Below are 25,410 nucleotides of genomic sequence, written 5' to 3'. Positions count from 1 at the left end.
GACGTATGAGCACAGCGCAGGGAGCAGACGCAGCAGTGAGCCCGCAGCAGAGGGTGGAAGCGGACCCGTACTTCCCCGACAACGGCGACCCCCGCTACCGGGTCAACCGCTACGAGCTCACGCTGGACTACCGCCCCGGCCCCAACCGGCTCGCCGGGACGGCCCGGCTGGGTGCGATAGCGGGCGGGGCCCCGCTCACCGAGTTCCAGCTCAACCTGGCCGACTTCCGCATAGGCCGGATCAGCGTCGACGGCCGGGCGCCGCGCTACACGCACCGCGGCGGCCGGCTGCGCATCCGCCCGCCGAAGCCGGTCCGGGCGGGTGCCGCGTTCACCGTCGAGGTCCACTGGTCGGGCAATCCGAAGCCGGTCACCAGCCCCTGGGGCGGGATCGGCTGGGAGGAGCTGGAGGACGGGGCACTGGTGGCGAGCCAGCCGATCGGGGCGCCGTCCTGGTACCCGTGCAACGACCGCCCGGCGGACAAGGCGTCGTACCAGATCTCGGTGACCACGCCGTCGGCCTACTCGGTGGTGGCGGGCGGGCGCCTGCTGACGCGTACGACGAAGGCGTCGACCACCACATGGGTCTACGAGCAGCCGGCACCGACCTCCAGCTATCTGGTCGGACTCGCGATCGGCAAGTACCAGACGGTGCTGCTCGGCGATCCGGGCGAGGGCGGTGTGCCGCAGTACGGGCACCTTCCCGCGCGCCTGCTCCCGCAGTTCTCCCGGGACTTCGCGCGCCAGCCCGCCATGATGGAGCTGTTCCAGGAGCTCTTCGGGCCCTACCCGTTCGGCGAGTACGCGGTGGTGGTGACCGAGGAGGAGCTGGATGTCCCCGTGGAGGCGCAGGGGTTGTCGCTGTTCGGCTCCAACCACGTGGACGGCGCGAGGGGTTCGGAGCGGCTGGTGGCGCACGAGCTGGCGCACCAGTGGTTCGGCAACAGCGTGTCCGTCGCCGACTGGCGGCACATCTGGCTCAACGAGGGCTTCGCGAAGTACGCGGAGTGGCTCTGGTCGGAGCGGTCGGGAGGCCCCACGGCCGCGCAACTGGCCGCGACGGCCCACCGGAAGCTGTCCTCGCTGCCGCAGGACCTGCGGCTGTCCGACCCGGGCCGCAAGCGGATGTTCGACGACCGGCTCTACGAACGCGGCGGCCTCGTGCTGCACGCGGTGCGCGGTGCGCTGGGCGACGAGGCGTTCCACCGGATGCTGCGGAGCTGGGCGGCCGTGCACCGGGGCGGGATCGTGACGACCGGCGCCTTCACCACGCACGCCGCGCGGTGCGCGGGCCGGTCCCTGGACGATCTGTTCACCGCGTGGGTGGAGGAGCCGGCACTGCCGCCGTTGCCGTCCCAGGCGGCCGTGGTGCCGCAGCGCCCGCCGTATCCGCCGAGCAACGCGGGGTCCGTGTGATCCGCGGACGCGGACACCGGCCCGGATGAACGGACCCCGGCCCGGCCTGGTCGACAGGGGGCGGAGGTCATGCCGGCCCGGAGGCCGGGAGCCCCGCGCTCGGGGCCACGAAGGAGGTGTCGGGGAGCGCGCCCCGACCGGGACGACGGTGACACGCGCGCCCCGGGGAACCAACTCCGCTTCCCCGTCCCGACGCTGACGCGTCTCCCCGGCCGGGCCGACGCGTTGCCGCGCGGCAACACCTCGGCCCGGCTCCCGGGGTCAGGGTCGGTCGTACGTCCGGGTCAGGATCTCCAGTACCTCGGACTCGTCCGGCAGCCGCGGCGCGTTCTTGGTCACGGCGTCGGCGACCGCGCCGGCCGCGATGGCCGGCAGCAGCGCACGGTCGGCGCCCAGCTCGCGCAGCGGTCGCTTGATGTCCAGCGCCCCGGAGATCTCCCGTACGGCCGACACCGCGGCCCCGGCCCAGTCGCCGCCGGCCGGCGGTGCGAGGCGCATCGCCCGGGCCACCTGCTCGTACGCGCCCTGCGCGGCGGGCGCGCTGAACTCCATGACCTCCTCGAGGACGGCGGCGAGGGCCACCCCGTGCGGGGTGCCGGTGTGCGCGGTGATCGCGTGACCGATGCCGTGCACGAGGCCGAGTCCGGAGAGGGTCAGGGCCTGGCCCGCGAGGTGCGCGCCCATCATCAGCTCGGCGCGCGCCTCGAGGTCCGAGCCGTCCCGGTGCGCGACGGGCAGGGCGCGGCTCACCATGGTCACGGCCTGGGTGGCGTACGCGACGGAGAACGGGTTCGCGCCCCGCGAGGCGAGCGACTCGATGCCGTGGACCAGCGCGTCGATGCCGGTCGCGGCGGTGGCCGGGGCGGGCAGGCCGAGCGTCAGCTCCGGATCGAGGAGGGCGACGCGCGGCTTGACCGAGGGGTGACCGATGTAGACCTTCCGGCAGGCCTCGGTGTCCTCGATGACGCCGAAGCCGTTGGTCTCCGCGCCCGTGCCGGAGGTGGTCGGGACGGCGACGATCGGCAGACCCTCCGACGCCTCCCACAGACGGTCGGCGTCGGCGGCGGTCGCGTCCGGGTTGCCGACCAGCAGGGAGATGCCCTTGGCCGCGTCCAGCACCGAACCGCCGCCGAGCGCGACGATGGCGGCGGCACCGAAGGCGCGGGCCCGTGCGGCGCCCGCGTCGACGTTGCCCGTGGACGGGTTGGGCGCCACCTCGTCGTGGACCGCGTACTCGATGCCCGCGCTGTCGAGGATCTTGAGGACGCGTTCGACGACACCGGCGGCGCGCAGCCCCCGGTCCGTGACGACGAAGGCGCGGGCGTGGCCGGTCGTCGCGATCAGTTCGGGCAGCAGGCCGATGCGCCCGGGCCCGAACTCGACGCGGCCGGGGGGATCGATGCTCAGCGACGCGGTGGCGAGGCTGTCGCGCTGGGGAGAGGTCATGGGATGCGGCTCCTGAGTGCTGCGGACCGGTTCAGACCGTGACTGCCGTGGTGGCCGGTGTGGCCGCCGCCGGGTTCGGCAGGCGGAACTCCTGCCCCGCGAGGGTCTCGTAGAGGCGGACCGGGCTCATCTCGCCCGCGCGGTCGCCGTGCTGGGCCTTGGAGCGCCGGTAGATCTGCTCGACGAGCGCGGACAGCTCGGTGGACACGCCGAGGTCGCGGCCCAGGTCGACGGCGAGCCCGAGGTCCTTGCAGGCGAGGGCCATGGCGAAGGAGTCGTCGTAGTCGCCGTCGGCGAGGACGCACAGGATGTCGTGCTCGAGGAAGTGGGAGGCGGCCGGGCTCGCCAGCAGCGCGCTGCGCAGCACTCCCAGGTCGACCCCGGCCTTCACGCCCATGGCGAGGACCTCCGAGGTGGCGACCAGGTGGCTGAACCAGAGCAGATTGATCATCAGCTTGACGGTATAGCCCGCGCCGAGCGGCCCGACGTGCAGGATGCGCTCCGGGTCGCCCATGACCTGAAGGACGGGCAGGGCGCGACGGAAGTCGTCGTCGTCGCCGCCCACGAAGATCTGCAGGCTGCCGGCCTCGGCGCCCCGGGCCATACCGCTGACCGGTGCATCGAGCCGGCGCACGGCCCGGGCGTTGAGGACCTCGGCCGCGACCCGCTCCGCCGCCGCGGGCGTCGAGGTCGACATGTCTATCCACAGCGCGCCCGCGGGCAGGGCCTGGGCCGCCCCGCCGCGCAGCAGCACGTCCTCGACGATGCGCGGGTTGGGCAGCATGGTGATCAGGAACTCGGCGTTGCGTGCGCAGTCGGCGGGGGAGTCGGCCCAGCGGGCGCCGAGCGCGAGATGGTCGGCGGCGGCCTCGGGCCGGGTGTCGTGCACGGTGACCAGGTGTCCCGCCTGGACCAGATGGCGGGCCATGGGGTTCCCCATGTTGCCCAGGCCGATGAAACCGATCCTCATCAGTGTCCTCGTTGCTGTCGGAGAAGAGACGAAGGGGTGCCCGACCCGAACGGGTCGCGGATCAGGCGAGGTTGATCCAGGTGGTCTTGAGCGCGGTGTACGCGTCCAGCGCGTGCAGGGACTTGTCGCGGCCCGCGCCGGTGGCCTTGAAGCCGCCGAACGGCGTGATGACGTCGCTGGCGTCGAAGGTGTTGATCCAGACCGTGCCGGCCCGCAGCCGCCTCGCGGTGCGGTGGGCCACGGTGACGTCCCGTGTCCACACCGAGGCCACGAGACCGAAGTCGCTCTCGTTGGCGAGCCGTACGCCCTCGTCGACGTCGCCGTCGTAGGACACCACCGCCAGGACCGGCCCGAAGATCTCCTCCTGGCCGACGACGGAGGTGTTCTCGACTCCGTCGAGAATGGTGGGTTCGACGTAGCTGCCACCCGTCTCGGCCAGTGTGCGGCCGCCGCCGAGCAGCACGGTCGCGCCGTCCCGGGTGCCGCGCTCGATATAGCCGAGGACCTTGGCGAGCTGGGTCTCGTCGACGATCGGTCCCATCACGGTGGCCGGGTCGAGCGGGTCGCCGACGCGGAAGGTGTCGGCGGTGATCCGGCGCACGGCCTCCAGCAGCCGTTCCTTGACACGGGCGTGTACGACGACCCGTGATCCCGCGTTGCAGGTCTGCCCCGCGTTGTAGAAGATGCCCCAGGCCACGGCCGAGGCGGCGGCCTCGATGTCCGCGTCGGCCAGGACGAGTTGCGGCGACTTGCCGCCCGCCTCGACGGCGACCTGCTTGCCGTTGGACTCGCCCGCGTACACCTGGAAGAGCCGGGCCACCGCCGCCGAGCCGGTGAAGGCGATCTTGTCGACGTCCGGATGGCGGCCGAGTGCCTGCCCGGCGACCTCGCCCCGCCCCGGGACCACGTTGAGGACGCCGTCGGGCAGCCCCGCCTCGGTGGCGAGCGCGGCCAGCCGGAGCGCGGCGAGCGAGGTCTGCTCGGCCGGCTTCAGCACCACGCTGTTTCCCGTGGCGAGCGCGGGCCCCAGTTTCCAACTGGCGATCAGCAGCGCGTAGTTCCAGGGCACGACCACGCCGATCACGCCGAGGGGTTCCCGGGTGATCAGCGCGAGCGCGTCCGCCGGGGTCGGTGCGATCTCGTCGTAGGTCTTGTCGATGGCCTCGGCGTACCAGGCGATGGTCTCCGCGGCCTTGGCCACGTCCACGCGCAGCGACTCCGTGATGGGTTTGCCCATCTCCAGGGTGTCGAGGAGGGCCAGTTCCTCGGCGTTCGCGCGGATCAGATCCGCCCAGCGCAGCAGGACGCGCTTGCGCTCCTTGGGCGCGAGGTCGCGCCAGCGTCCGTCCTCGAAGGCGGTACGGGCCGACCGGACGGCCCGGTCGACGTCCTCGGCGGAGGCGGCCTGCACCTTGCCCAGGACCGAGCCGTCGCGGGGCGACACGCTGGGGAAGCTGTCGCCGGAGGTGGCATCGGTGAAGGTGCCGTCGATGAACGGGCGGGTCTCGAAGGCGAGTTCGCCGGCCGCGGCCCGCCACTCGTCGTGGGAGCGGGTCAGCAGTTCCTCGATGGTGTCGGTCACTTGACCCTCCAGCGGTCGATCGCGTCCTCGTCCAGTTCGATGCCGAGACCGGGCCTGTCCGGCACTTCGAGACAGCCCTCGGCGTTCACCTGCACGGGTTCGGCGAGCATGAAGTCGCGGCGCTCGGGGGTCCAGCCGGGCGGGTCGTAGGGGAATTCGAAGTAGGGACCGGCGCCGACGCCCGCCGCGACATGCAGGTTGGCGAGGACGCCGATGCCGTTCGTCCAGCTGTGCGGGGTGAACTGGCGGTGCTTCAGCTGGGCGAGTTCGGCCAGGGTGCGGGCGCGGTGCATGCCGATCGCGAGCACTACGTCCATCTGGTAGATGTCGAGGGCGTCCTCTTCGAGGTAGCGGAGCAGCTCGGTGGGGGAGTGGTGCATCTCGCCGGCCGCGATCCGCACGCCCGGGTTCTCGGCCCGCAGCCGCTTGAAGCCGTCCAGATCCGCGTAGGGCAGCGGCTCCTCCACCCAGAACACGTCGAGTTCGGCGAGCCGGGCGATGATCTTGCGGGTCTTGGCGAGGTCGGAGGCGTTCGCGGTGTCACCCGCCATCCGCCAGGACTGGTTGAGGTCGACCATGATGTCGAAGTCGTCGCCCAGTTCCTCCCGGACGGCCCGGACCGCTGCGATGCCCTCGTCGACGCGGTCCCGGTCGATGCGGATCTTCATGGCCCGGAAGCCCGCCTCGCGCACCTTCCGTGCCGTCGCGACCCGCTCCTGCGGCGACTTCAGCTCTCCGGACGAGGCGTACGCGGGCAGCTTCTTCGCCGCGTTGCCGAACAACTCGGAGACCGGCCGGCCGTGCACCTTGCCGATGACGTCCCACAGGGCCGCCTCCAGCGGCCAGTAGTGGGCGCCGTGGAAGTTGGCGGTCTCGATCGCCCTGACATGCCGGGTGATGTCGAGCGGGTCCTCGCCGACGAACAGGTGCTTGTAGGTGGCGAAGCCGTCCATGAGGTCGCCGGAGCCGATGCCGGTGATCCCCTCGTCGGTGTGCACGCGGACGATCGTGGCGTCGAAGTGGCGGCGCGGCTCGGGGTCCCAGGCGGCGTGGAAGGGCGGATCCAGTTCCAGTCGGAGCCGGTCCAGGGTGATGTCGGTGATCTTCATCGGGCATCCGCCTCGGGCGCCGACGCGGCGAGCACCTCGGGGGAGGGCGTGTAGAACGGGTTCGCCGGACCCTTCTCGGCCGCGGCCAGGGCGTCGAAGACCGACGGCGTCCCGGTCACGGCCGCGCGGACCGCGCCGTACGCGGCGGCCCGCTGGTTGCGGAAGCAGGCGTCCAGGTCATGGACCGCCGGGTTGACCCACACCGCGGCGATGACCAGCACGTCGTCGGCCTCCGCGGCCGGGATCAGGCCCTGTGCCACCGCGTCGAGCACACCCTGGGCCAGGCCCGCCTGTGCGCTTCCCCAGGTGGCGCGCTCATGGAGATCGCTGCCGGCGGCGGCCTTGTTCACGAACAGGGTCAGCGGCCTGACCGGCACCGACGGGCGTACGACCGTCATGAAGGGCACATGTCCGCTGCTCGGCGTGGCCAGCGCGGTGGCCCACGCCGTCTCGACCGGGCCGCCCTTGCGGCCGATCACGACGTTCGTGTGGGCGGCGTTGGCGCCGTCGCCGACGAAGGACTCGCCGATCAGCGCGGTGGCCGCGAAGGGGGAGGACATCGGAACTCCTGAACTCCTGGACCATGGGTGGCGCGGGCTCCCTGGGGAACCCGGATGCGACGGGAATTCCGGATGGACCTCGCATTCGGTGCAGTTCATCCGTCCCGATGCGGTGAATCTAGGTCCGCCGCCACCCCCTCGCAAGGTGGTCGCGGGAATCGAAACGCCGGTTGCTCTCCTGACAACTCGACCGCTGACCTGGGGTTCCTTCCCAGCGTCGCGGGCCTAGGATGGCGCGCGTGACGGACACCTCCTCCGCCTCGCGGGGTCATGGCCTGCGCCGGGACATCGACCTGCTGGAGGCCCTCGCCTCCGACGAGGCACAGACCACCGGCGGCCTCGGCGTCGTGCGTCTCGCCCACCTGGTGGGACGTGAGAAGACCCAGGTCTCCCGTGCTCTGAAGGCCCTCGCCGCCGAGGGGATCGTCGAGCGCGACCCCGACACACTGGAGTACCGCCTGGGCTGGCGCCTGTTCTCCCTCGTGGCCCGCACCTCGGAGAGCCGCCTGGTGCGGGTGGCCGAGCCCGTCATGCACGCCCTGTCCGCGGACCTGGAGGAGACCAGCCATCTCTGTGTGCTCAGCGACCAGGAGATCCTGACCCTGCTGTCGGTCTCCGGTCACTCCTTCCGCGTCCACGGCTGGGAGGGCCGCGGGGTGCCCGCCTGGCAGACGTCCGCCGGCCGGGTCCTGCTGGCCGACGCCACTCCGGACGAGCTGTACGTCCGCTTCGGCACCACGGGCGAGATGCCGGTCCCCGAGCTGTGGACGCTCATCCAGGTGGCCAGACGGCTGGGCTACGCACGCGTCAGCGAGGAGTTCGAGGCCGGTCTCGTCGGGGTCTCCGCCCCGGTGCGCGACTTCCGCGGCCGGGTCGTCGCGGCCCTCAACATCTCCGCGCCCAAGGTCCGGCTCGGCGACCGCCTCGACGAAGCGGGCCGCACGACGGCCCGGGCCGCGGCCCGCGTTTCGGCGCTGCTGGGCTGGGAGCCACGGCGTGCGTGACCGGCGAGGACCGGACCTGCTCAAGCGTCCCCGGCCCGGGAAAACCCCGCCTCCCCCGTGCGTTCAGCAGCGCGGTGTCCGCTCGCCCCGTACCGCCGCGCAGTGATCGTCGAGTTGCCCTGACAGCAACCCCCGTTGCGATCCGGCGACCTGGCCTTGTCCGCCGTATGCCGCGCTCGTAAATTCACCGCGCATCGGACGAGCCCCGGTCCGAACGGAGAAAAGAGCAGCTCATGAACCTCGTCGGCATCGACACCCTCGCCAAGGCCCCGCTCGCCGACGGCGATGTGTACATCGGCGGCCGCTGGCGTCCGGCCGCCGACGGACGGACCTGCCCCGTGTACGACCCGGCCACCGGGGACCTCGTGCGCGAGGTGTCCGCGGCGGGTCCCGACGATGCCCGCGCCGCGATCGAGGCGGCGCAGGCCGCCGCGGCCGCCTGGCGTGCGACGCCGCCCCGGCGCCGCTCGGAGATCCTGCACGACGCCTTCCGGCTGATGCGGGAGCACGCCGACCCGCTCGCCGCCCTGATCGTGCGGGAGAACGGCAAGGCCTACCGGGACGCGGCGGCCGAGGTCGGCTACGCGGCCGAGTTCTTCCGCTGGTTCGCCGAGGAGGCCGTCCGCATCGGCTCCTCCTTCGGCGACGCCCCCGCAGGCGGCTTCCGGCATGTCGTGCGCAGGCACCCGGTCGGCGTCACCGCGTTCGTCACGCCCTGGAACTTCCCGGCCGCCATGGCCACCCGCAAGATCGCCCCGGCACTCGCGGCCGGCTGCCCCGTCCTGCTCAAGCCGGCCCCGGAGACCCCGCTCACCGCCCTCGCGGTGGCCGCCCTGCTCGCCGAGGCCGGACTGCCCGACGGGCTGCTGAACGTCCTGCCCACCGACCGCGCCCCCGAGGTCGTGTCGACCTGGCTCGGCGACGAGCGGGTCCGCAAGTTCTCCTTCACCGGCTCCACCGCCACCGGCAGGCTGCTCCTCGAACAGGCCGCGGCGAACGTCGTCAACGTGACCATGGAACTCGGCGGGAACGCGCCCTTCGTCGTCTGCGCCGACGCCGATGTGGACGCCGCCGTGCACGGCGCGATGGACGCCAAGATGCGCGGCGGCGGCGAGGTCTGCATCGCCGCCAACCGGTTCTACGTCCACGCCGACGTCGCCGCCGAGTTCACGGCGAAGTTCGGCGCCGCCATGGCCGCCGTGCGCACCGGACCCGGCATGGAGGAGGGTGTCACCCTCGGTCCCATGATCAACCGGGTGGCGGTCGAGAAGATCCGCTCCCTGGTCGACGACGCGCTCGCCCGCGGCGCGCGGATCGCCGCGCAGGGCACGGTCCCCGACGGCCCCGGCCACTTCCATCCCGCCATGGTGCTCACCGACGTCCCCGACGACGCCCGCATCCTCCACGAGGAGGTCTTCGGCCCCGTCGCCCCGCTCACCACCTTCACCGACGAGGACGAGGTCCTCGCACGCGCCAACGCCACCGTCCACGGCCTGGCCTCGTACGTGTACTCCCGCGACGTCGGCCGCGCGCTGCGCCTCGCCGAACGCCTGGAGGCCGGCATGGTCGGCCTCAACCGTGGACTGCTGTCCGACCCCGCCGCGCCCTTCGGCGGCGTCAAGCAGTCCGGCCTAGGCCGGGAAGGCGGCCGCGAAGGCATCGAGGCGTTCCTGGAGACCCAGTACATCGCCCTCGACTGGCCCGCCTGACTCCCCGCCCCTTCGTACGTCCCCCACGCCCCCAGCTTGAGCCCTCCCCGCCATGCCCTGACCCGGCCCCGGGCCCCAGCCCGGCCGGCCCGGACACCGAACAGACAAGGACCGCTCATGGCAACGACGCCTGCGACCGAACCCCAGTTCGGCACTCCGCCGACACCCGACCTGCTGCGCGTACGCCGCCGCCTGCACACCAAGCTGAAGCTGGCCACCCAGATAGGCGAGGGCATCGACGGCTACATCATCGGCGGCATCGGCATGGCGATGGCCGCCCTGACCACCGACCTCCACCTGTCGACCGTGATGGAGGGGCTCGTCGGCGCCTCGCCGCTCATCGGCATCTTCGTCGGCGGCCCGCTCTTCGGGCGGCTCGCCGACCGGTTCGGCCGGCGTCCGGTGTTCCTCGCCGACATGCTCATCTTCCTGGTCGGCTCGCTGCTCCAGTTCTTCGTCACCGACGGGATGCAGCTCTTCCTCATCCGGCTGGTGATGGGTGTGGCGATCGGCGGTGAGTACGCCATCGGCGCGCCGCTGCTGTCGGAGTACGCGCCGCGGAAGGGCCGGGGCCGGCTGCTGGCCAGCCTGGAGATCAGCTGGTACGTCGGCTACGCGCTGGCCACGGTCGTCGGCGCCCTGTTCGCGGACGTCCAGGGCGGCTGGCGCTGGTCCCTGGCCAGCAGCGCGGTCATCGCCGTGGTGTGCGTGGCACTGCGCGGGGGCATCCCGGAGTCGGCGCGCTGGCTGCTCAGCAGGGGCCGCCGCGAGGAGGCCGAGGAACTCATCGCCAAGTACGGCATCGAGGTCGACGTGAGGGCCGAACTCGACGAGTGCGCCGAGGACGGGCGGGCGGGATTCCGCTCCCTGTTCAGCCGTAGGCACCTCCGCAGCACGGTGTTCGCCAGCGTCTTCTGGGCCGCGCTCGTGCTGCCGTACTTCGCGATCGGCACCTTCTGGACCCAGGTCTTCGACGCCCTCCACATGGGCGACAACGCGGTCGCGGCCCTGCTCGTCTACTCCTTCACCGCCGTCGCCGGTGTCACCGTGGGCTGTCTGGTCGTGGACCGGATCGGCCGCCGCAAGCTGCTGATCCCGCCGTTCTGGATCACGGCCGGCGCTCTCGCGCTGGTCGCCGTGTGGCCGACCTCCACCCCGGTCATCGTGGGCGGCTTCCTCTTCTTCATCTTCCTCAACGCGGCCTCCAGCGCACTGACCGCCGTCTATCCGCTGGAGGTGTTCCCCACCTCGCTGCGCGCCACGGGCGTCGGCTTCGCGACCGCCATGAGCCGCGTCGGAGCCGCTGTCGGCACCTTCCTGCTCCCGATGGGCCTGGAGCACTTCGGCGCCCGCTTCGTTCTCTTCATCGGCGCGGGTGTACTCGCCGTCGGCGGTCTGGTCTCGCAGTTCCTGGCGCCCGAGACCACGGACCTGGACCTGGCCAAGGCGGCCCGGACGGCCCGCGAACCGGTCGCCTGAGCGGACGCCGCGGGAACGAGGCCGCGGGGCGGCCCGGTCCGATCCGGACCGGGCCGCCCCGCGGGGATTCAGCGTCAGGCGTTCGGGTCGAACGGGATCCCGGACGGCATGGAGTGCGCGAGCGCGTACTGGAAGTCGCCGTCCTTGATCTTGATGGTGGCCGCGCCGAAGTCGGCGCTCAGGAGCTTGTCGCGGAAGCCGGCCGGGTAGCCGTTCCAGCCCACCAGGCGCGGGTAGAACCAGCCCCCCGTGACGTTCTCCGGCGGTTCGTCATTGGTGTTGGCGAAGCGGAAGTCGTGCGTCGAGATGCCGTCCTTGTGGTAGACGATCTTCGGGTGGGTCCCGTCGAAGCGCACCGACGAACGCGCGGCCACCTGGTAACTGGTGTGCTGCGACACCGAGACGTACTCGACCTGGTTGTTGTTGATCCACACCACGACGTGCTCCCAGTCGTGGGTGTGGCCGATGGCCGCGGGCCCGAGCGTGGCCTGGTCCTTCTCGAAGTAACTGGCGTACATGACGGCGCACCAGCCGTTGTTGCACTTCTCGCGCGAGTACGTGTTCGCGTTGGCCAGCTGGGCGTAGTCGTGGCAGTGCCCGTTGACGTCGCCGCCCAGCTTCAGGCCGGGGTTGATGGTGCCGTCGCTGCCGATGGCCGCCGTGGCGTAGCAGCCGTCGCCGTCGTAGTCATAGGCGGGGGAGAAGGTCTGCTCCAGGCCGTCGGCGTTCTGGGGCAGCAACTGCAGAACGCTGGCATCGGCGTTCGTGGGCAGCGCCACGACCAGCGCGAGGGCGGCCAGGGCACTCGCGAGCACGGAACGGCGCAGCCGCCGCGAGGACCTGCGGCCAAAGGCCGTTGTGCTGTGCGGTGCTGTGGGGGGTACCGGGTTGCGCACGTCAACTCCCTGCGGACTCATGACGACGGAAGTGTTCCCGGGGTACGCCGGCGAGCGCGTGTGCCGGGCGTCGAGATTCTCGCAAGGACTGGACCGGCAAGGCGAGTCGCGTGATGGAACTTTGACAGTCGGATCTCTGAACTCCTCGTCCACCGCGCACAGTTCGAGCTTCGGACTCAAGTCCCGGAAGTGCGAGGGACGTTCGAACGGGTGCGAGGTGAACCGCGGATCGCGCCGTGATCGAGGACGCCGCCCGAACAGTTGGAGCGATCAACCACGAGACACAGGAAGCGGGCCGCCCGTCAGCGGGCCACGGCGGGCGGAGCACGGCGGTCCCCCGCGCCAGGGCGGCGCCGGTCGGCCGGGCCCGGACCTGCGGCCCTGCCGACCGGCGCGTGCGTCACGAACCGTTGTGCAGGACCGACCGGAGGAACTCGCCGGCCTGCGCGGTCGCGGCCTGGGCCGCGTTGGTCTTCGCGAGGGCGTTGAGCATCATGAAGTCGTGGACCACGCCCTCGTACCGGACCGCGGTCACGTCGTTGCCGGCGGCGCGGAGCTTGGCGGCGTACGCCTCACCCTCGTCGCGCAGCACATCGGCCTCGTCCGTGATGACCAGGGCCTTCGGCAGCCCCTTGAGCTGGTTGAGGCTGGCGCGCAGCGGCGAGGCCAGGATCTGCTTGCGCGACGCGGTGTCGGGCGCGTAGGCGTCCCAGAACCACTGCATGGACTTGCGGGTGAGCCAGGGGCCGTTCGCGAACTCCCGGTAGGAACCGGTGTTGAAGTTGGCGTTGGTGACCGGGTAGAAGAGCGCCTGGCCGGCCAGGTGGGGGCCGCCGCGCTCCTTGGCCATCAGCGTCAGGGCGGCGGACATGTTGCCGCCGACGCTGTCGCCGGCGATGGCGATGCGGGAGCTGTCGACGTTGATGTCGCTGCCGTGCCGCGCCACCCACTGCGTGGCGGCGTACGCCTGCTCGATGGCGATGGGGAAGCGGGCCTCGGGCGACGGGGTGTAGTCCACGAAGATCACCGCGGCGTGGGCGCGGTTCGCGATCTCACGGACCAGGCGGTCGTGCGTCTTCTCGTCGCCCAGCACCCAGCCGCCGCCGTGGAGGTACATCACCGCGGGGAGCTTGCCGGTGGCCCCCTTCGGGCGGACGATCCGCACGGTCACCTTTCCGGTGGGTCCGACAGGGAGGACCCGGTGGGAGATGTCGGCCGGCGGCAGCGACACGGGCCCCGACTGAAGGTTGTCCAGCGCCTTGCGCGCGTCGCTGTACGAGAGGGTGTAGATCGGGGGGGTCTTGGCCGCGGCATCGGCGAAAACCTGGGCGTCGTGCTCGAGGACCACCTTGGTGTGCCAGTCCTGGCTGCTGACGCCGGCGGTGGGGGCCGTGGAGCCCGTCAGTGCCTCGGCGGTGACGGCCGAGCCGATGACGAGAGTGGAGGCAGCCGCGAGCGCGGACCAGCGCGCAGCTCGATGCAGACGGCTGTGTGACATGTCGTTCTCCCGAAGAGACGAGTCGCGCCACGCATTCCCCGGGCCGCGACCGGGGAGGCCGGCACTCCGTGGGAATCCGTGGGAAGACGTGAGCAGGCACGCGAACCACCGGGCCGCCGTGTCGGCAGCCGCGGGTGTCCGGTTCGCGCTGTCTCAACGGTAGGAGTGGGCGGAATCGGCTTATGTCCGGTCGTGTACGGCTCCTTTGCTATGAGCGCACTCCTGTCCGACCCCGGGGGAGACCCGTGGTTCGCGCGGGCGGACCGTGCACGATCAGGCAACAGAAGTACGGGTCAGCGGCACAGATACGACGTGGCGTGGCAGATGATGGTCCCGGTGGCGCCGCGTTCCCCCCTCGGAGCGCGGCCGACGGCCCCGCCCGGCCGGCCGTTCGTCGCCCGTGCCTTCGGGCCGGCTTCGACGGGTGCGGCTCGTCCTCGGTGGTTGCCGCCCCCGTCGCCGGGCAGACCGGCGCCGCGCGCTGTCGTGCGCGCCTCGGCGCCCGTCGCCCGCACTGCAACACATCAGGAGAAGAGTCATGCCCCCACAGTGCCCCCGCATCAGCGTCAGCGTGCTCGGCGAGATCGACATCGCGTCGGCTCCGTTACTCGAGCGCGCGCTCCGAGACCTCGCCGCGGACGGGTGCAGACTGCTGGAGGTCGACCTGGACCATGTGGACTTCATGGACTCGAGCGTCGTCGGGCTTCTCCTGCGTACCCGGGCGTATCTGGAGCGCGGGCAGGCCTGCCTGCGGGTGCGGTGCAGCCGTCCGGTCCACCGGAGGATCTTCCGTCTCACCTCCACGGACCAGCGGCTCAATGTGACGGCTGCGGAGCCGGTCGCCGGCGCAGCGCCGCAGGACGCGGGGCACCGGCGGTACGTCGTCGACTGCCGCACCCCTCCCGCGACGCTCTCACGTCCCCATGCGGCCCGGCGATCCGCGCAAGGTCCCTGGTCGCGTCGCTCTTCGGCAGCGGCCGTCCGAGGACCCGTCATCTGACGTGGCGCTCCGTCGGTCCGGGCGGCCTCGGCCGGTGCCGTCGATCGATGGGACGACGTGCAGAGGACCGACGCGTCGAGCGCTCATCCGGCGCCCCGGTTTCCGCCTGTCCTGTGTCTGGAGACCCTCGTACGACGCTGATTGGCTGTCAAGGGCAGGGTGGATCTCGGAAGCCCGCGCGGTTCCGGCCGAGTAGTCGGCCACCAGGATCGTAAAGCCTGGTTCCGGCCTTTCAGGCCAGGGCTGACGGCGTTCCCCGGGCGGAACAGGTAGGGTCGCGATGCGCGGGTCCTTGGAAGATGTCCGGGAAGGGCGTGCTCCCGGTCCCCTCCACCATGGTGGCCATCGGCGCTCCCTGTGGCGTACGCCTCCTTGGTGCCGCTCGGAGCCGAAGCCCGCCCTTCGGTACCCAACCGCCCAGTGATCGACCCCGTCAGGAGCCGATGTGCCCGGTCCCCGCATACGCGGAGGCAAGTTCTCCCGCTCAGAGACCACGCGTGCCGAAGCGTTCAGCGACGGCGTGTTCGCCATCGCCGTCACCCTCCTGGTGCTCGGCCTCGACGACCCGCCGCACCAGCCGGGCGGCCTGGGCCGCGCCCTGATCGACCAGTGGCCGGCCTACCTCGGCTACTTCGCCTCCTTCAGCTATGTGGCGGTCATCTGGCTCAACCACCACCAGGCGTTCGTCCGGATCTCCGGCATGGACCGCAGCCTGCACGCGGCGAACCTGTTCCTGCTGTTCACCACCGGGGCCCTCTCCTTCCCCACGGCTGTGGTCGCCGACGCACTGCGGGCCGACACGCAGGGCGCCGACGCGCGGGTCGCCGTGGCCCTCTACGCGGGGCTCGCCGCGGCGATGTGCCTGAGCTGGGTCGCCTTCTACCAGCGGCTCGCCCGGCGTCCCGAGCTCCTGGCGCAGGACGTGGAGCCCAGCTATGTGCGCCACGGCCTGCTGCGCTCCTGGGCCGGGGCGCTGGCCTACGCTCTCGCGGGCGCGGTCGGGGTGCTGGTCACCCCGCTGCTGGCCCTCGCGGTGTTCCTCATCCTCCCGGTGTTCTACTTCGTGACCAGTGAGGGTCTGCCCATCGTGGGCGGCGCGGCCGACCAGCGGCGCCACCAGGAGTGAGGGGCCGTAGGGCTCGCTGCGATCGTCCGTTCGCGCACCGGTCTCAGCGGTCGAGGACCCGTGACGGGTCCAGGACGACGGGCAGTTTCTCCAGGCCCCGGAACGCGGGGAACGGAACCTTGAGCCACTCCGCCTCGTGGGCGGGAGCCACGAGATCGATGTCCGGGAACCTCTCGAACAGTGTGGTCAGCGCGATCCGCATCTCCATCCTGGCCAGCGGCGCACCGAGGCAGTAGTGCGGACCGCTGCCGAAGCCGAGATGCGCGCTCTGCAGCCCCTGGCGTTTCACATCGAAGGTGTCCGGCGCCTCGAACCTCTCCGGGTCCCGGTTCGCGGAGGCCACCGCGACCTGCACGAGAGCGCCCTTGGGAATGACCGTGTCCCTGATGGTGATGTCCTCGAGGGCATGCCGGAACGTGGCGTTCTCCACCGAGCCCTCGTAGCGGATCACCTCCTCGATCGCGTTCGGCAGGAGCTCGGGATCGGCGAGGACCTCCCGCAGCTGATCGCGATGGGTCAGCAGGTTGAAGACGGCGTTGCCGATGAGGTACGCGGTCGTCTTGTGCCCCGCGAAGACCAGCACCCACAGCGTCGACAGCAACTCGCCGTCGTTCATGGCCCCCTGCTCGTCCTGCGTCCGGATCAGCGCGCCGAGGAGGTCGTCGGTCGTCTCCCGGCGCTTCCGCGCGATGAGGTCGACGAAATAGTCCCGCAGCGCCCCCTCGGCCACCGCCAGCTTTTCCTTGTCCGCTTTGCTGAACCCGGTACGCGCCACAACGGCGCACCACTTCTGAACGTCCTCCCGATCCTCCTCGGGAATTCCGATGAGTTCACAGATGACGATGAGCGGCAGTGGAAAAGCGAAGGACGGCAGCAGGTCGACGGGCGCATCGGTGGAACAGCGCGCCAGCAGTTCGTCGGCGATCTCCTGAATGCGCGGACGCAGGGATTCGATACGGCGCGGGCTGAACGCGCTGTTGACGATGCGGCGCAGCCGGGTGTGCTTGGGTGGGTCCGAGAAGAGCATGTTGTCGTCGAGGGCGACGGACGAGTCACCGAAAATGGTGTGGTACGCATCGATGGCCGCGTACATGTCCTTGCTGATGCGCGGGTCCGTCAGCGCGGCCTTGGCGTCGTCGTACCGGGTGATCAGGTAGGTGCTCACCCCGTGCGGCGGGGAAATCGGGCACACCGGCGCCGACTCGCGCAGGCGTGCGTAGACCGGATACGGGTCGCTGCGGTACGCGGCCGTGCCGCGTGATGCCGCCGAGATCGCCTGTGCGGTGGCGTCGGTGGTGTCCCGTTCGTCGAGCTGAGTCATTCTCCCGGCCTTTCTGAAGGATCCCGCCCCGGCCACGGGACAGCAGGTCTGCGACGTTCGGTCAACCATTCCCCGGTCGCCTCCCGACCGTAAACGCGATTCGCCCGACTGGCCACGTACCGGGCGTCCGACGGAAGTTCCTGCCGCTGTACGAGTGATTACTGCGTATCGCTCACCACGGTGTGGCAAAAGTACAGGGCGTGAGCCACGGAAGCCCCCGGCCGCCGTGTTACGGAGATGCTGACCGCAGAGGAGAACACGCGATGGAAGATCGCGGGAACGACTACGTGCCCGTTCTGGTCGTCGGGGGATCGCTCGTCGGTCTGTCCGCTTCCGTTTTTCTCGGACGCCTCGGCATTCGGCATCGGGTCGTCGAGCGTCATGCGGCCACGTCCGCACATCCGCGTGGCCGTGGCAACAACATGCGGACGATGGAACTGTTCCGGACCGCCGGTCTCGAACCGGACATCCGGAAGGCCGCGGCCACCCTGTCGCGGAACCACGGGATTCTCCAGGTGGACACGCTGCACAGCGGCAACCAGCGCTGGCTCTCGGCGCGGATCACGGGCAGGCCGCCCGAGGCCGATCTGTGCTCGACGGTCCGCTGCGCCTGCAGCCAGAACGATCTGGAACCGGTGCTGCTGGACGGCGCCCGGGACCTGGGCGGGGACGTGCGCTTCAGCACGGAACTGCTGTCCTTCACCCAGGACGCGGACGGGGTGCGGGCCGTCGTGCAGGACCGGGCCTCCGGCCGGACCCACACGGTGCACACGGACTTCCTCCTCGCCGCCGACGGTCCCCGCAGTCCGGTGCGCCAGCGGCTCGGTATCGAACACTCGGGATCCGGGGACCTGTTCCACAACATCAGCGTCACCTTCCGCAGCAAGAAGCTGCGTGAGGTGACGGGGGACCAGCTCTTCGTGGTGTGTTACGTCACCGATCCCGCGGGCGAGGGAGTGCTGCTGCCCGTGGACAACGAGGAGCAGTGGGTGTTCCACGTGCCCTGGTTCCCCGAGCGCGGGCAGACCATGGAGTACTTCACCGACGACCGGTGCATCGAGCACATCCGGGCCGCGGCGGGGGTGCGTGACCTGGACGTCGAGATCACGGGCAGGGCGCCATGGCACGCGGCGGACCGCGTCGCGAACAGCTACCGGGACGGACGCGTCTTCCTCATGGGCGACTCCGTTCACGAGATGCCGCCGACCGGCGCGTTCGGCTCCAACACCGGCATCCAGGACGCGCACAATCTCGCCTGGAAGATCGCCGCGGTACTGCGCGGCTGGGCCGGTCCCGCGCTGCTGGACAGCTACGAGGTCGAACGCCGGCCGGTGGCCCAGATCACCAGCGCCCGGGCCACGGTGCAGGCGGCTCGTGAGCAGCATCCCGGCTACTCCGCGAGGACGGCGTCGAACGACGCCGCCGACCTGATGACCACGGCGCTCGGGTACCGGTACGTCTCCGGCGCGGTGGTCGGTGCGCCGACGGACGAGCCCCTCATCCAGGACACCCTGTGCCTGCGCGCCGACCCCGGCACCCGCGCGCCGCACATGTGGGTCACGCGCGACGGGGAGACGGTCTCCACCATCGACATGTACGAGCGCTCCTTCGTCCTGCTGAGCGGACGTCCGAACTGGCGCGAGGCCGCCCGCACGGTGGGCACGCTGCTCAACGTACCGCTCGAGGCGTACACCGTCGGCCGGGGCGCGGCATACGACCTGGACACCGGTGACGGCGCGGACTGGGCCTCGGTGCACGGCACGACACCGGAAGGCGCCGTCCTCGTACGGCCGGACGGATTCGTCGCCTGGCGGGCCGATGCCCGGCCGACGGACGGGGAAGAGACGCTGACCGGTGTTCTTCGTCAGGTCCTCGGGCGCTGACGCACCGACCGCCCACAGGCACAACCCTTCTGACGCGACCACAGGAACGGGGCCCGCCCATGACACCACTGCACACGGCGACAGGCGCGGCCCCGGTGGCCGGCGAGGACGACGGCACGCCGGCGGACGCCGACGCGCGCCGGGCACGGGTGGACGTACACCACCACTACACCGCGCCGGAGTGGATCGACTGGGCGGAGAAGAACGACATCGTCCGGCGCGGAAGCCTGCCCCCGTGGACGCGGTGGGACCTCGGCAGCGCCCTCGCGCTGATGGACGGGGCGGGCATCCGGACCAGTGTGCTCACCGTCGCCATGCTGGGGCGCCTGAGGGAGCCGGAGATCCGCAAGGAGAGCGCACGTGTCGCCCTCCAGGCCGCGAGTGGCCTCGTCCGCAGCCACCCCGGCCGCTTCGCGTTCTACACCCCCGTCTTTCTCGACAGCCCGGAGCTCTCGCTCTGGTCGGTCAACCACGGCATGGACGACCTCGGGGCGGTCGGAGTCAGCGTGCGCACCAGCATGCGAGGGGTGTATCTCGGGCATCCGGCCCAGGACGCGATCCTCGCGGAACTCAACGAACGCTCGGCCGTGATCAGCACCCACCCCATGGAGGTCCCCGGGGGGAACGCGGAGCTGGAAGGTGTGCCGCCGTTCCTGTGCGACTTCCTGATGGACACCACCCGGGCGGCCCTCAGCCTCATCGTCAACGGAACGCTGGACCGCTACCCGAATCTCACCTTCATCCTGCCGCACGGGGGCGGTTTCCTGCCGTACATCGCAAGCCGTCTGGAAGTGTTCAGTCACCATCTGTCACCGGCGGTGGAACCCGCCCGGGTACGCGACTACCTGCACCGTTTCTACTACGACACCGCCGGCCCCATGTCCCCGTCCGCCACGCCGAGCCTGCTGGCCGCCGTCGGACCGTCCAGAATCCTGTACGGCAGCGACTGGCCCCCCACCCCCTCCCGCCTGGTCACCGGGGTGACCGCGCCCGCGCTCGACGACGACCCGGCCCTCGACGACGATCAACGCCGTCGCATCAACCGCGACAACGCCCACCGTCTGCTGCCGGCGCTCGCCGCGGGCCGCACCCGGAGCGCCTGAGCGCCCGCGACGCCGCCGCACCTGTCGCGCTCACCCGGCGGGCACCTCCGCCCACCGGCAGGTCCCGCCCGGGTCCACCTGGACACCGCACCGCGCCGACAGCATGGTCACGATGGCGAGACCCCGGCCGTGCTCGTCCGGGTCGACGGGCCGGCCCGGGACCCCGGCCGCTATGGCAGGCCCCTTGTCGGTCACCTCGACGCGTACGGCGCCGCGCCCGTCCACCAGCACCTGGGAGAGCCGCAGCGTCGCCGGGGGCAACGCGTGCACCAGGGCGTTGGTGAGCAGCTCCGACACCACGAGAAGCACGTTCTCGGCGGCGTCGGTGGTCAGGCTCAGGGGGGCGAGGAGTGTGCACACGCGTCGCCGCACGACCGAGACGGCCCTCGGGGCGCGGGGCAGCGGAAACACGTATTCGACGCCCTCGCGTGGCGCGGCATCGAGCTGCGCTGCTGCCATGGGCCCTCCTCTCCCGGAATGCGCGACCGGTTGGAAAACGGACGTCAGCGCACGTTAGGGAGATAAACCCACGGCGTCAATGAATAGCGGTCGGCATTACCGAACGGCATGTGGATCGCGACAAACCGGACTATGATCGCTTCATGGCCGGCCCGGTCCAGTCGATAGAACGGGCGGCGGCGATCCTGCGTCTGCTCGCCGGCGGCCCCGGACGTCTGGGACTGGGCGAGGTCGCCACGTCGCTCGGACTGGCCAAGGGCACCGCTCACGGCATTCTGCGCACCCTGCAGCACGTGGACTTCGTGGAACAGGACGAAGCCACGGGAAAGTACCAGCTCGGGGCCGCACTGCTGCACCTCGGCACCAGCTACCTGGACGTCAACGAACTGCGGTCCCGTTCCATCAACTGGGCCGACGCCCTGGCCGCCCGCAGCGGGGAGGCCGTCCGGCTGGGCACGCCGCTGGAGGGCAGGGTGCTCGTCGTCCACCACGTCTTCCGCCCGGACGACACCCTCCAGACCCTGGACGTCGGAGCACTGCTGCCCCTGCACGCCTCCTCGCTCGGCAAGGTCCTGCTGGCCTTCGGGGCCGCCCCCGTCGACCCGCTGCTGGAAGCCGGCCTGGAGGCGTACACCCGGCACACCGTGGTCTCCCCCGCCGACCTCAAGCGCTCGCTCGCCGAGATCCGGGACCTCGGCTGGGGCGCCGAGGTACAGGAGATGAGCATGGGCGAAGCCGGGGCCGCCGCGCCGATCCGGGGACAGGGCGGTCTCGTCGTCGGAGCGATCGGCGTCTCGGGACCGGTCGAGCGGATCTGTGACACCCAAGGACAGCCCCAGCCGGCCCTCATCACCTTGCTCCGGGAGGCCTCACGCGCGATTTCCAGAGATCTCGGCGCGGCCCGCTGGTAGGTCCCGCACCGCCACGACGCATCGGAAGGCAGGCCCAGTCATGGTTGAACGGTATGTGATGTCCATCGACCAGGGCACCACATCCACACGATGCATCCTGTTCGACCACCGGGGTCGGTTGGTGTCGGTCGCCCAGCGGGAACACCAGCAGTACTTCCCCCGGCCCGGCTGGGTCGAGCACGATGCCGTGGAGATCTGGCGCAATCTGCAGCGCATCGTCCCGGAGGCGCTGTCGAACGCCGGTGTCGACGTCGCACAGATCGCCGCCATCGGCATCGCCAACCAGCGGGAGACCACGGTCCTGTGGGACCCGCGGACCGGGGTTCCGCTCGGCAGGGCGATCGTCTGGCAGGACACCCGCACCGCTGCCCTGGTCGACGGGCTGAGGGAGCGGCCGGGGGACGAGTTCTTCCTCGAACGCTGCTGTCTGCCTCCCTCGACCTACTTCTGCGCGCCCCGGATCCGCTGGCTCTTCGACCACGTCGACGGGCTGGAACGCCGCGCCCAGGACGGTGAGGTGCTCTTCGGCACCATGGAGACCTGGCTGATCTGGAATCTCACCGGCGGCGCGGACGGCGGCCTGCACATCACCGACGCCACCAACGCCAGCCGGACCATGCTCATCAACATCCGGACCCTGGCCTGGGACCGGGAGCTGATGGACTTCTTCGGGGTGCCGCGGCCGATGCTGCCGGAGATCCGGGCCTCGGCCGAGATCTACGGCGAGGCCCGCTCGGTGCTCCCGGGCGTGCGCATCTCGGCCGCCCTGGGCGATCAGCAGGCGGCCCTGTTCGGACAGACCTGCTTCTCGCCCGGCGAGGCGAAATGCACCTACGGGACCGGCAGCTTCCTGCTGATGAACACCGGTACCGAGGTCGTACGCTCCCGGCACGGGCTGCTCACCACCGTCGCGTACAAGATCGCGAACCAGCCCACGGTCTACGCCCTGGAGGGCCCCATCGCGGTCACCGGCTCGCTCGTCCAGTGGTTTCGCGACCGGCTGGGCCTGATCAACAGCGCGCCCGAGATAGAGACCCTGGCGCGCTCCGTCGAGGACAACGGCGGCTGCTACATCGTCCCCGCGTTCTCGGGCCTGTTCGCGCCGCACTGGCGCAGCGACGCCCGCGGTGTCATCGTCGGCCTCACCTCCTACATCACCAAGGGCCACCTGGCCCGAGCCGTGCTGGAGGCGACCGGCTGGCAGACCCGGGAGGTCGTCGACGCCATGAACTCCGACTCCTCCCTCGCCCTGCGGCAGCTCAAGGTGGACGGCGGCATGACGGCCAACAACCTGCTGATGCAGTTCCTGGCCGATGTGCTCGACGTGCCCGTGGTCCGGCCGATGGTCGCCGAGACGGTCTCCCTCGGCGCGGCCTACGCCGCCGGGCTCGCGGCCACCTACTGGCCGGACCTGGAGGTCCTGCGCCGCAACTGGCACATGGCCGGCAAGTGGGTGCCGGACATGGACCCCGAACGGCGGGAGTGGGAGCACGAGTGCTGGCAGCGGGCCGTCGAGCGCTCCCTGGGCTGGGTCCGGCCCCGAAGCACTCTTGACGCGCCCGGCGGGGCGCCGAGGCGGCACGGCGCGGGACGCCGGAGGCGCGCCTAGCATGCAGGAAGAGGTACTTTCCGCGAAGTGAGCGCAGCGGATGGGCAGAGGCGAGGACGTGCGGACGGCCACCGTCCGGGACCTGCTGGATCACATGCTGGCCCGGACGGTGGACAGCCTGGGCGCGCACGCCGGGGCGCTCGTCCTCCTCGACCCCGGTGGGGACGCCCTGACCCTGGACGTGAGCGTCGGGCTGCCCCCGGAGTTCATGGGACCGCCGCGCCGTATCCGGGTGACCGACAACCCCGGGGACCCCGTGGCCGAGGCGATCCACCGCCGGCAACCGGTGTGGACCGGTTCCGGGGACGGGGAGGAACCGGCGTACGGCCACCCGCGCCACCTCGCCCTCTCGCCGTATCCCCGCGGCGCCGCGGTGGCCCCGCTCGTCACCCCCTCCGCGGTCTGGGGTGCCCTCCTGGTGCTGGTCCCGCGGCGCGGTCCCGGACCCGGCGAGGACGCCCGGCGCCGCCTCGCCACCGCGGGCCACTGCATCGCCTGGGTACTGCAGGGGGCCGCCGCTGCCGGGAACCGCCTCGTCCCGGGACCCGAGCCGCGCTTTCTGCCGCTGCCGCCCACCGAACCCGTGGCGCCGGGCGAGGCCCGAGCCGCCGCCGACCTCGTGGCCTCCCTGCCCGAAGGGGGCTGCCGGCTCGACCCCCGCGGCCGGATCACCTTCGTCGACCCCACCGCGGCCGGGCTGCTGGGCCTGAGCGTCCCGCATCTGCTGGGCACCCGGCTCTGGGAGGCGGTGCCATGGTTCGACCTCACGCTCTACGAGAACCGGCACCGGAGCGCGGTCGCCCAACGGCTGCCGACCTCCTTCACGGCGCAACCGCCCCTCGGCGGGCGGCTGCGGTTCCAGCTCTACCCGGACCGCACCGGCGTGAGCGTGCGCATCACCCCCGTGGACGACGTGTTCGTGCCGGAGAGCCCGGAACCCGCCGGCACGGAAGCGGTGACGGGCCTCACCCGCCTGGACGCGCTCTCCCACCTGATGCGCCTGTCCGGCGCTCTGGCCGAAGCGGCCTCCGTACGTCAGGTCGTCGACCTGGTGGCCGACCACCTCGTGCTCTCTCTGCGCGCGCAGGCCTTCGCCCTGCTCGTCGCGGAGGCGGGGCGGGTACGGGTCGTCGGCCACCGCGGCCTCAACCCTCAGGTGCTGGACGGCATCGACCACGCCCCCCTCGTCTCCGGCGCCACCGTGCCGGGGCTGACCGCCGGCGCGCCGTCCTGGAAGCTGAACGAGGGGGTGCCGTCCTTCTTCGCCGACCGGGAGGAGTTGCGGGCGGTCCATCCCCAGGGCGCCGACATCGACGACGGCATGGGCGCGTGGGCGTGGCTGCCGCTCATGGTCTCCGGGCGGGCCGTCGGCATGTGCGTGGTCGGCTATGAACACCCGCACGACTTCAGCCTCCAGGAACGCACGACTCTGACCTCCCTCGGCGCCCTGATCGCCCAGGCCCTGGACCGGGCCCGGCAGTACGACGCCGCCCAGCAACTGGCGGAAGGCCTCCAGGCCCGTCTGCTGCCCCGCACCCTGCCCCGCATACCCGGACTCCGGGTGGCCGCCCGCTATCTGCCCGCCAGCCACGGAATGGACGTCGGCGGCGACTTCTACGACCTCATCCGGCTCTCCGGCACGGAGGCCGCCGCCGTCATCGGCGACGTCCAGGGCCACGACGTCAGCGCCGCCGGGCTGATGGGCCAGGTCCGCACCGCCGTCCACGCCTACGCCGTCGCGGGCGCCACCCCGGGCGAGGTTCTCGCCCGCACCAACCGCCTGCTCACCGACCTCGACCCGGACCTGCTCACCAGTTGTCTGTACGCGCACATCGACATGGCCCGCCACTGCGCGGACCTGGCGACCGCCGGCCACGTCCCGCCCCTGCTGCGCCCCCCGGGCCGGCCCAGTGAGGTGCTCGACCTGCCGCCGGGGCCCCTGCTCGGCGTCGACCCCGCGGCGGACTACCCCACCACGGAGGTCGACCTGTCTCCCGGCACCCTGCTGGCCGTGTACACCGACGGACTCATCGAGACCCACGGCACGGACCACGACGTCAACATCGCGGATCTCGCGGCCGTGCTCTCCGACGCCGGCGGCCCGCTGGACGGCATCGCCGACGCGATGCTCGCGCAGGCCCAGCCGTCGGGCGACCGTACCGACGACACCGCCCTGCTCCTGCTGAACGTCGAAGCACAGCCCACCGCCGAACCCGCGCCCTGACGTCCGGTGGTGCCTAGTAGGGCTTCGTTAGGTAGCCCAACTGCCGTCTGATCGGTAGCGTGTGATCTTGTATCGGGTATGACACCCGAGGAGATGGATGAGGTCC

The 25,410-nt window shown here is 71.4% G+C and carries 21 protein-coding genes; 11 read left to right on the top strand and 10 right to left on the bottom strand.

Annotated elements, in window-relative coordinates; translation table 11 throughout:
* The first annotated feature begins 5 nt into the window (after positions 1–5).
* Positions 6–1,415 (top strand): M1 family metallopeptidase, encoded by a 1,410-nt coding sequence (locus ACWD5Q_RS28205; protein ID WP_451429869.1) that lies wholly within the window; start codon positions 6–8, stop codon positions 1,413–1,415.
* Between the two features lie 261 nt (positions 1,416–1,676).
* On the opposite strand, the gene ACWD5Q_RS28200 is transcribed toward ACWD5Q_RS28205, so the two are convergent.
* The 5 genes from ACWD5Q_RS28200 to fae form a co-directional block, all read right to left on the bottom strand.
* Complete coding sequence (locus ACWD5Q_RS28200) at positions 1,677–2,861, bottom strand: iron-containing alcohol dehydrogenase family protein (protein ID WP_451429868.1); 1,185 nt, start codon at positions 2,859–2,861, stop codon at positions 1,677–1,679.
* A 31-nt stretch (positions 2,862–2,892) separates the two neighbouring features.
* Positions 2,893–3,831: an NAD(P)-dependent oxidoreductase gene (locus ACWD5Q_RS28195; RefSeq protein WP_451429867.1), complete on the bottom strand. Its 939-nt coding sequence runs from the start codon at positions 3,829–3,831 to the stop codon at positions 2,893–2,895.
* 61 nt (positions 3,832–3,892) lie between these two features.
* Complete coding sequence (locus tag ACWD5Q_RS28190) at positions 3,893–5,413, bottom strand: aldehyde dehydrogenase (RefSeq protein ID WP_451429866.1); 1,521 nt, start codon at positions 5,411–5,413, stop codon at positions 3,893–3,895.
* Positions 5,410–6,522, bottom strand: coding sequence for a mandelate racemase/muconate lactonizing enzyme family protein (locus ACWD5Q_RS28185; protein WP_451429865.1), 1,113 nt, complete (start codon positions 6,520–6,522; stop codon positions 5,410–5,412). Before ACWD5Q_RS28185 ends, ACWD5Q_RS28190 begins: the two co-directional genes overlap by 4 nt.
* Positions 6,519–7,082: a formaldehyde-activating enzyme gene (gene fae / locus ACWD5Q_RS28180; RefSeq protein ID WP_451429864.1), complete on the bottom strand. Its 564-nt coding sequence runs from the start codon at positions 7,080–7,082 to the stop codon at positions 6,519–6,521. Before fae ends, ACWD5Q_RS28185 begins: the two co-directional genes overlap by 4 nt.
* Before the next feature lie 230 nt (positions 7,083–7,312).
* Here fae and ACWD5Q_RS28175 point away from each other — a divergent pair, with 230 nt between their 5' ends.
* The 3 genes from ACWD5Q_RS28175 to ACWD5Q_RS28165 all read left to right on the top strand — a co-directional run bounded on the left by ACWD5Q_RS28175 (position 7,313) and on the right by ACWD5Q_RS28165 (position 11,274).
* Positions 7,313–8,086 carry an IclR family transcriptional regulator gene (locus ACWD5Q_RS28175; RefSeq protein ID WP_451429863.1) on the top strand — a complete coding sequence of 258 codons (774 nt, stop codon included), beginning with the start codon at positions 7,313–7,315 and terminating at the stop codon, positions 8,084–8,086.
* A gap of 233 nt (positions 8,087–8,319) precedes the next feature.
* The gene (locus ACWD5Q_RS28170; RefSeq protein ID WP_451429862.1) at positions 8,320–9,795 is read left to right on the top strand and encodes an NAD-dependent succinate-semialdehyde dehydrogenase; all 1,476 of its coding nucleotides are present in this window, start codon (positions 8,320–8,322) and stop codon (positions 9,793–9,795) included.
* A gap of 117 nt (positions 9,796–9,912) precedes the next feature.
* Positions 9,913–11,274, top strand: a complete 1,362-nt coding sequence (locus tag ACWD5Q_RS28165) for an MFS transporter (protein ID WP_451429861.1) — start codon at positions 9,913–9,915, stop codon at positions 11,272–11,274.
* Positions 11,275–11,348: 74 nt separating this feature from the next.
* Here the strand turns inward: ACWD5Q_RS28165 and ACWD5Q_RS28160 are convergent, their stop codons facing one another.
* Both ACWD5Q_RS28160 and ACWD5Q_RS28155 read right to left on the bottom strand, forming a co-directional pair.
* Positions 11,349–12,101 (bottom strand): NPP1 family protein, encoded by a 753-nt coding sequence (locus ACWD5Q_RS28160; protein WP_451429886.1) that lies wholly within the window; start codon positions 12,099–12,101, stop codon positions 11,349–11,351.
* Positions 12,102–12,570: 469 nt separating this feature from the next.
* The gene (locus ACWD5Q_RS28155) at positions 12,571–13,668 is read right to left on the bottom strand and encodes an alpha/beta hydrolase (RefSeq protein WP_451429860.1); all 1,098 of its coding nucleotides are present in this window, start codon (positions 13,666–13,668) and stop codon (positions 12,571–12,573) included.
* 538 nt (positions 13,669–14,206) lie between these two features.
* On the opposite strand from ACWD5Q_RS28155, the gene ACWD5Q_RS28150 reads away from it, so the two are divergent.
* Both ACWD5Q_RS28150 and ACWD5Q_RS28145 read left to right on the top strand, forming a co-directional pair.
* Positions 14,207–14,668 carry an STAS domain-containing protein gene (locus ACWD5Q_RS28150; protein ID WP_451429859.1) on the top strand — a complete coding sequence of 154 codons (462 nt, stop codon included), beginning with the start codon at positions 14,207–14,209 and terminating at the stop codon, positions 14,666–14,668.
* Between the two features lie 445 nt (positions 14,669–15,113).
* A complete protein-coding gene (locus tag ACWD5Q_RS28145) occupies positions 15,114–15,794 on the top strand; it encodes a TMEM175 family protein (RefSeq protein ID WP_451429858.1) in 681 nt (226 codons plus the stop codon).
* A gap of 43 nt (positions 15,795–15,837) precedes the next feature.
* Here ACWD5Q_RS28145 and ACWD5Q_RS28140 read toward each other — a convergent pair whose 3' ends face one another.
* Positions 15,838–17,115, bottom strand: a complete 1,278-nt coding sequence (locus ACWD5Q_RS28140) for a cytochrome P450 family protein (protein WP_451429857.1) — start codon at positions 17,113–17,115, stop codon at positions 15,838–15,840.
* Between the two features lie 158 nt (positions 17,116–17,273).
* Positions 17,274–17,498 carry a hypothetical protein gene (locus tag ACWD5Q_RS28135; RefSeq protein ID WP_451429888.1) on the bottom strand — a complete coding sequence of 75 codons (225 nt, stop codon included), beginning with the start codon at positions 17,496–17,498 and terminating at the stop codon, positions 17,274–17,276.
* On the opposite strand from ACWD5Q_RS28135, the gene ACWD5Q_RS28130 reads away from it, so the two are divergent.
* Together ACWD5Q_RS28130 and ACWD5Q_RS28125 are read left to right on the top strand one after the other, a co-directional pair.
* Positions 17,403–18,998, top strand: coding sequence for an FAD-dependent oxidoreductase (locus tag ACWD5Q_RS28130; protein WP_451429885.1), 1,596 nt, complete (start codon positions 17,403–17,405; stop codon positions 18,996–18,998). The genes ACWD5Q_RS28135 and ACWD5Q_RS28130 overlap by 96 nt on opposite strands.
* Before the next feature lie 59 nt (positions 18,999–19,057).
* Positions 19,058–20,101, top strand: coding sequence for an amidohydrolase family protein (locus ACWD5Q_RS28125; RefSeq protein ID WP_451429856.1), 1,044 nt, complete (start codon positions 19,058–19,060; stop codon positions 20,099–20,101).
* 30 nt (positions 20,102–20,131) lie between these two features.
* Here the strand turns inward: ACWD5Q_RS28125 and ACWD5Q_RS28120 are convergent, their stop codons facing one another.
* A complete protein-coding gene (locus tag ACWD5Q_RS28120; protein WP_451429855.1) occupies positions 20,132–20,560 on the bottom strand; it encodes an ATP-binding protein in 429 nt (142 codons plus the stop codon).
* A 143-nt stretch (positions 20,561–20,703) separates the two neighbouring features.
* Between ACWD5Q_RS28120 and ACWD5Q_RS28115 the strand changes: the two genes are divergently transcribed.
* Genes ACWD5Q_RS28115 through ACWD5Q_RS28105 form a run of 3 tightly spaced genes read left to right on the top strand, consistent with a single transcriptional unit; the run spans position 20,704 to position 25,304 of the window.
* The gene (locus tag ACWD5Q_RS28115; protein ID WP_451429854.1) at positions 20,704–21,471 is read left to right on the top strand and encodes an IclR family transcriptional regulator; all 768 of its coding nucleotides are present in this window, start codon (positions 20,704–20,706) and stop codon (positions 21,469–21,471) included.
* 40 nt (positions 21,472–21,511) lie between these two features.
* Positions 21,512–23,080, top strand: coding sequence for a glycerol kinase GlpK (glpK, locus tag ACWD5Q_RS28110; RefSeq protein WP_451429853.1), 1,569 nt, complete (start codon positions 21,512–21,514; stop codon positions 23,078–23,080).
* Positions 23,081–23,120: 40 nt separating this feature from the next.
* Entirely contained in the window at positions 23,121–25,304 is a 2,184-nt protein-coding gene (locus ACWD5Q_RS28105) for a SpoIIE family protein phosphatase (protein WP_451429852.1), read from the top strand.
* Positions 25,305–25,410 lie beyond the last annotated feature (106 nt).

The sequence above is a fragment of the Streptomyces sp. NPDC002513 genome (assembly GCF_053595355.1).
Note: the sequence above shows the minus strand (reverse complement) of the source record. Positions and strands in the feature narration are given on the sequence as shown.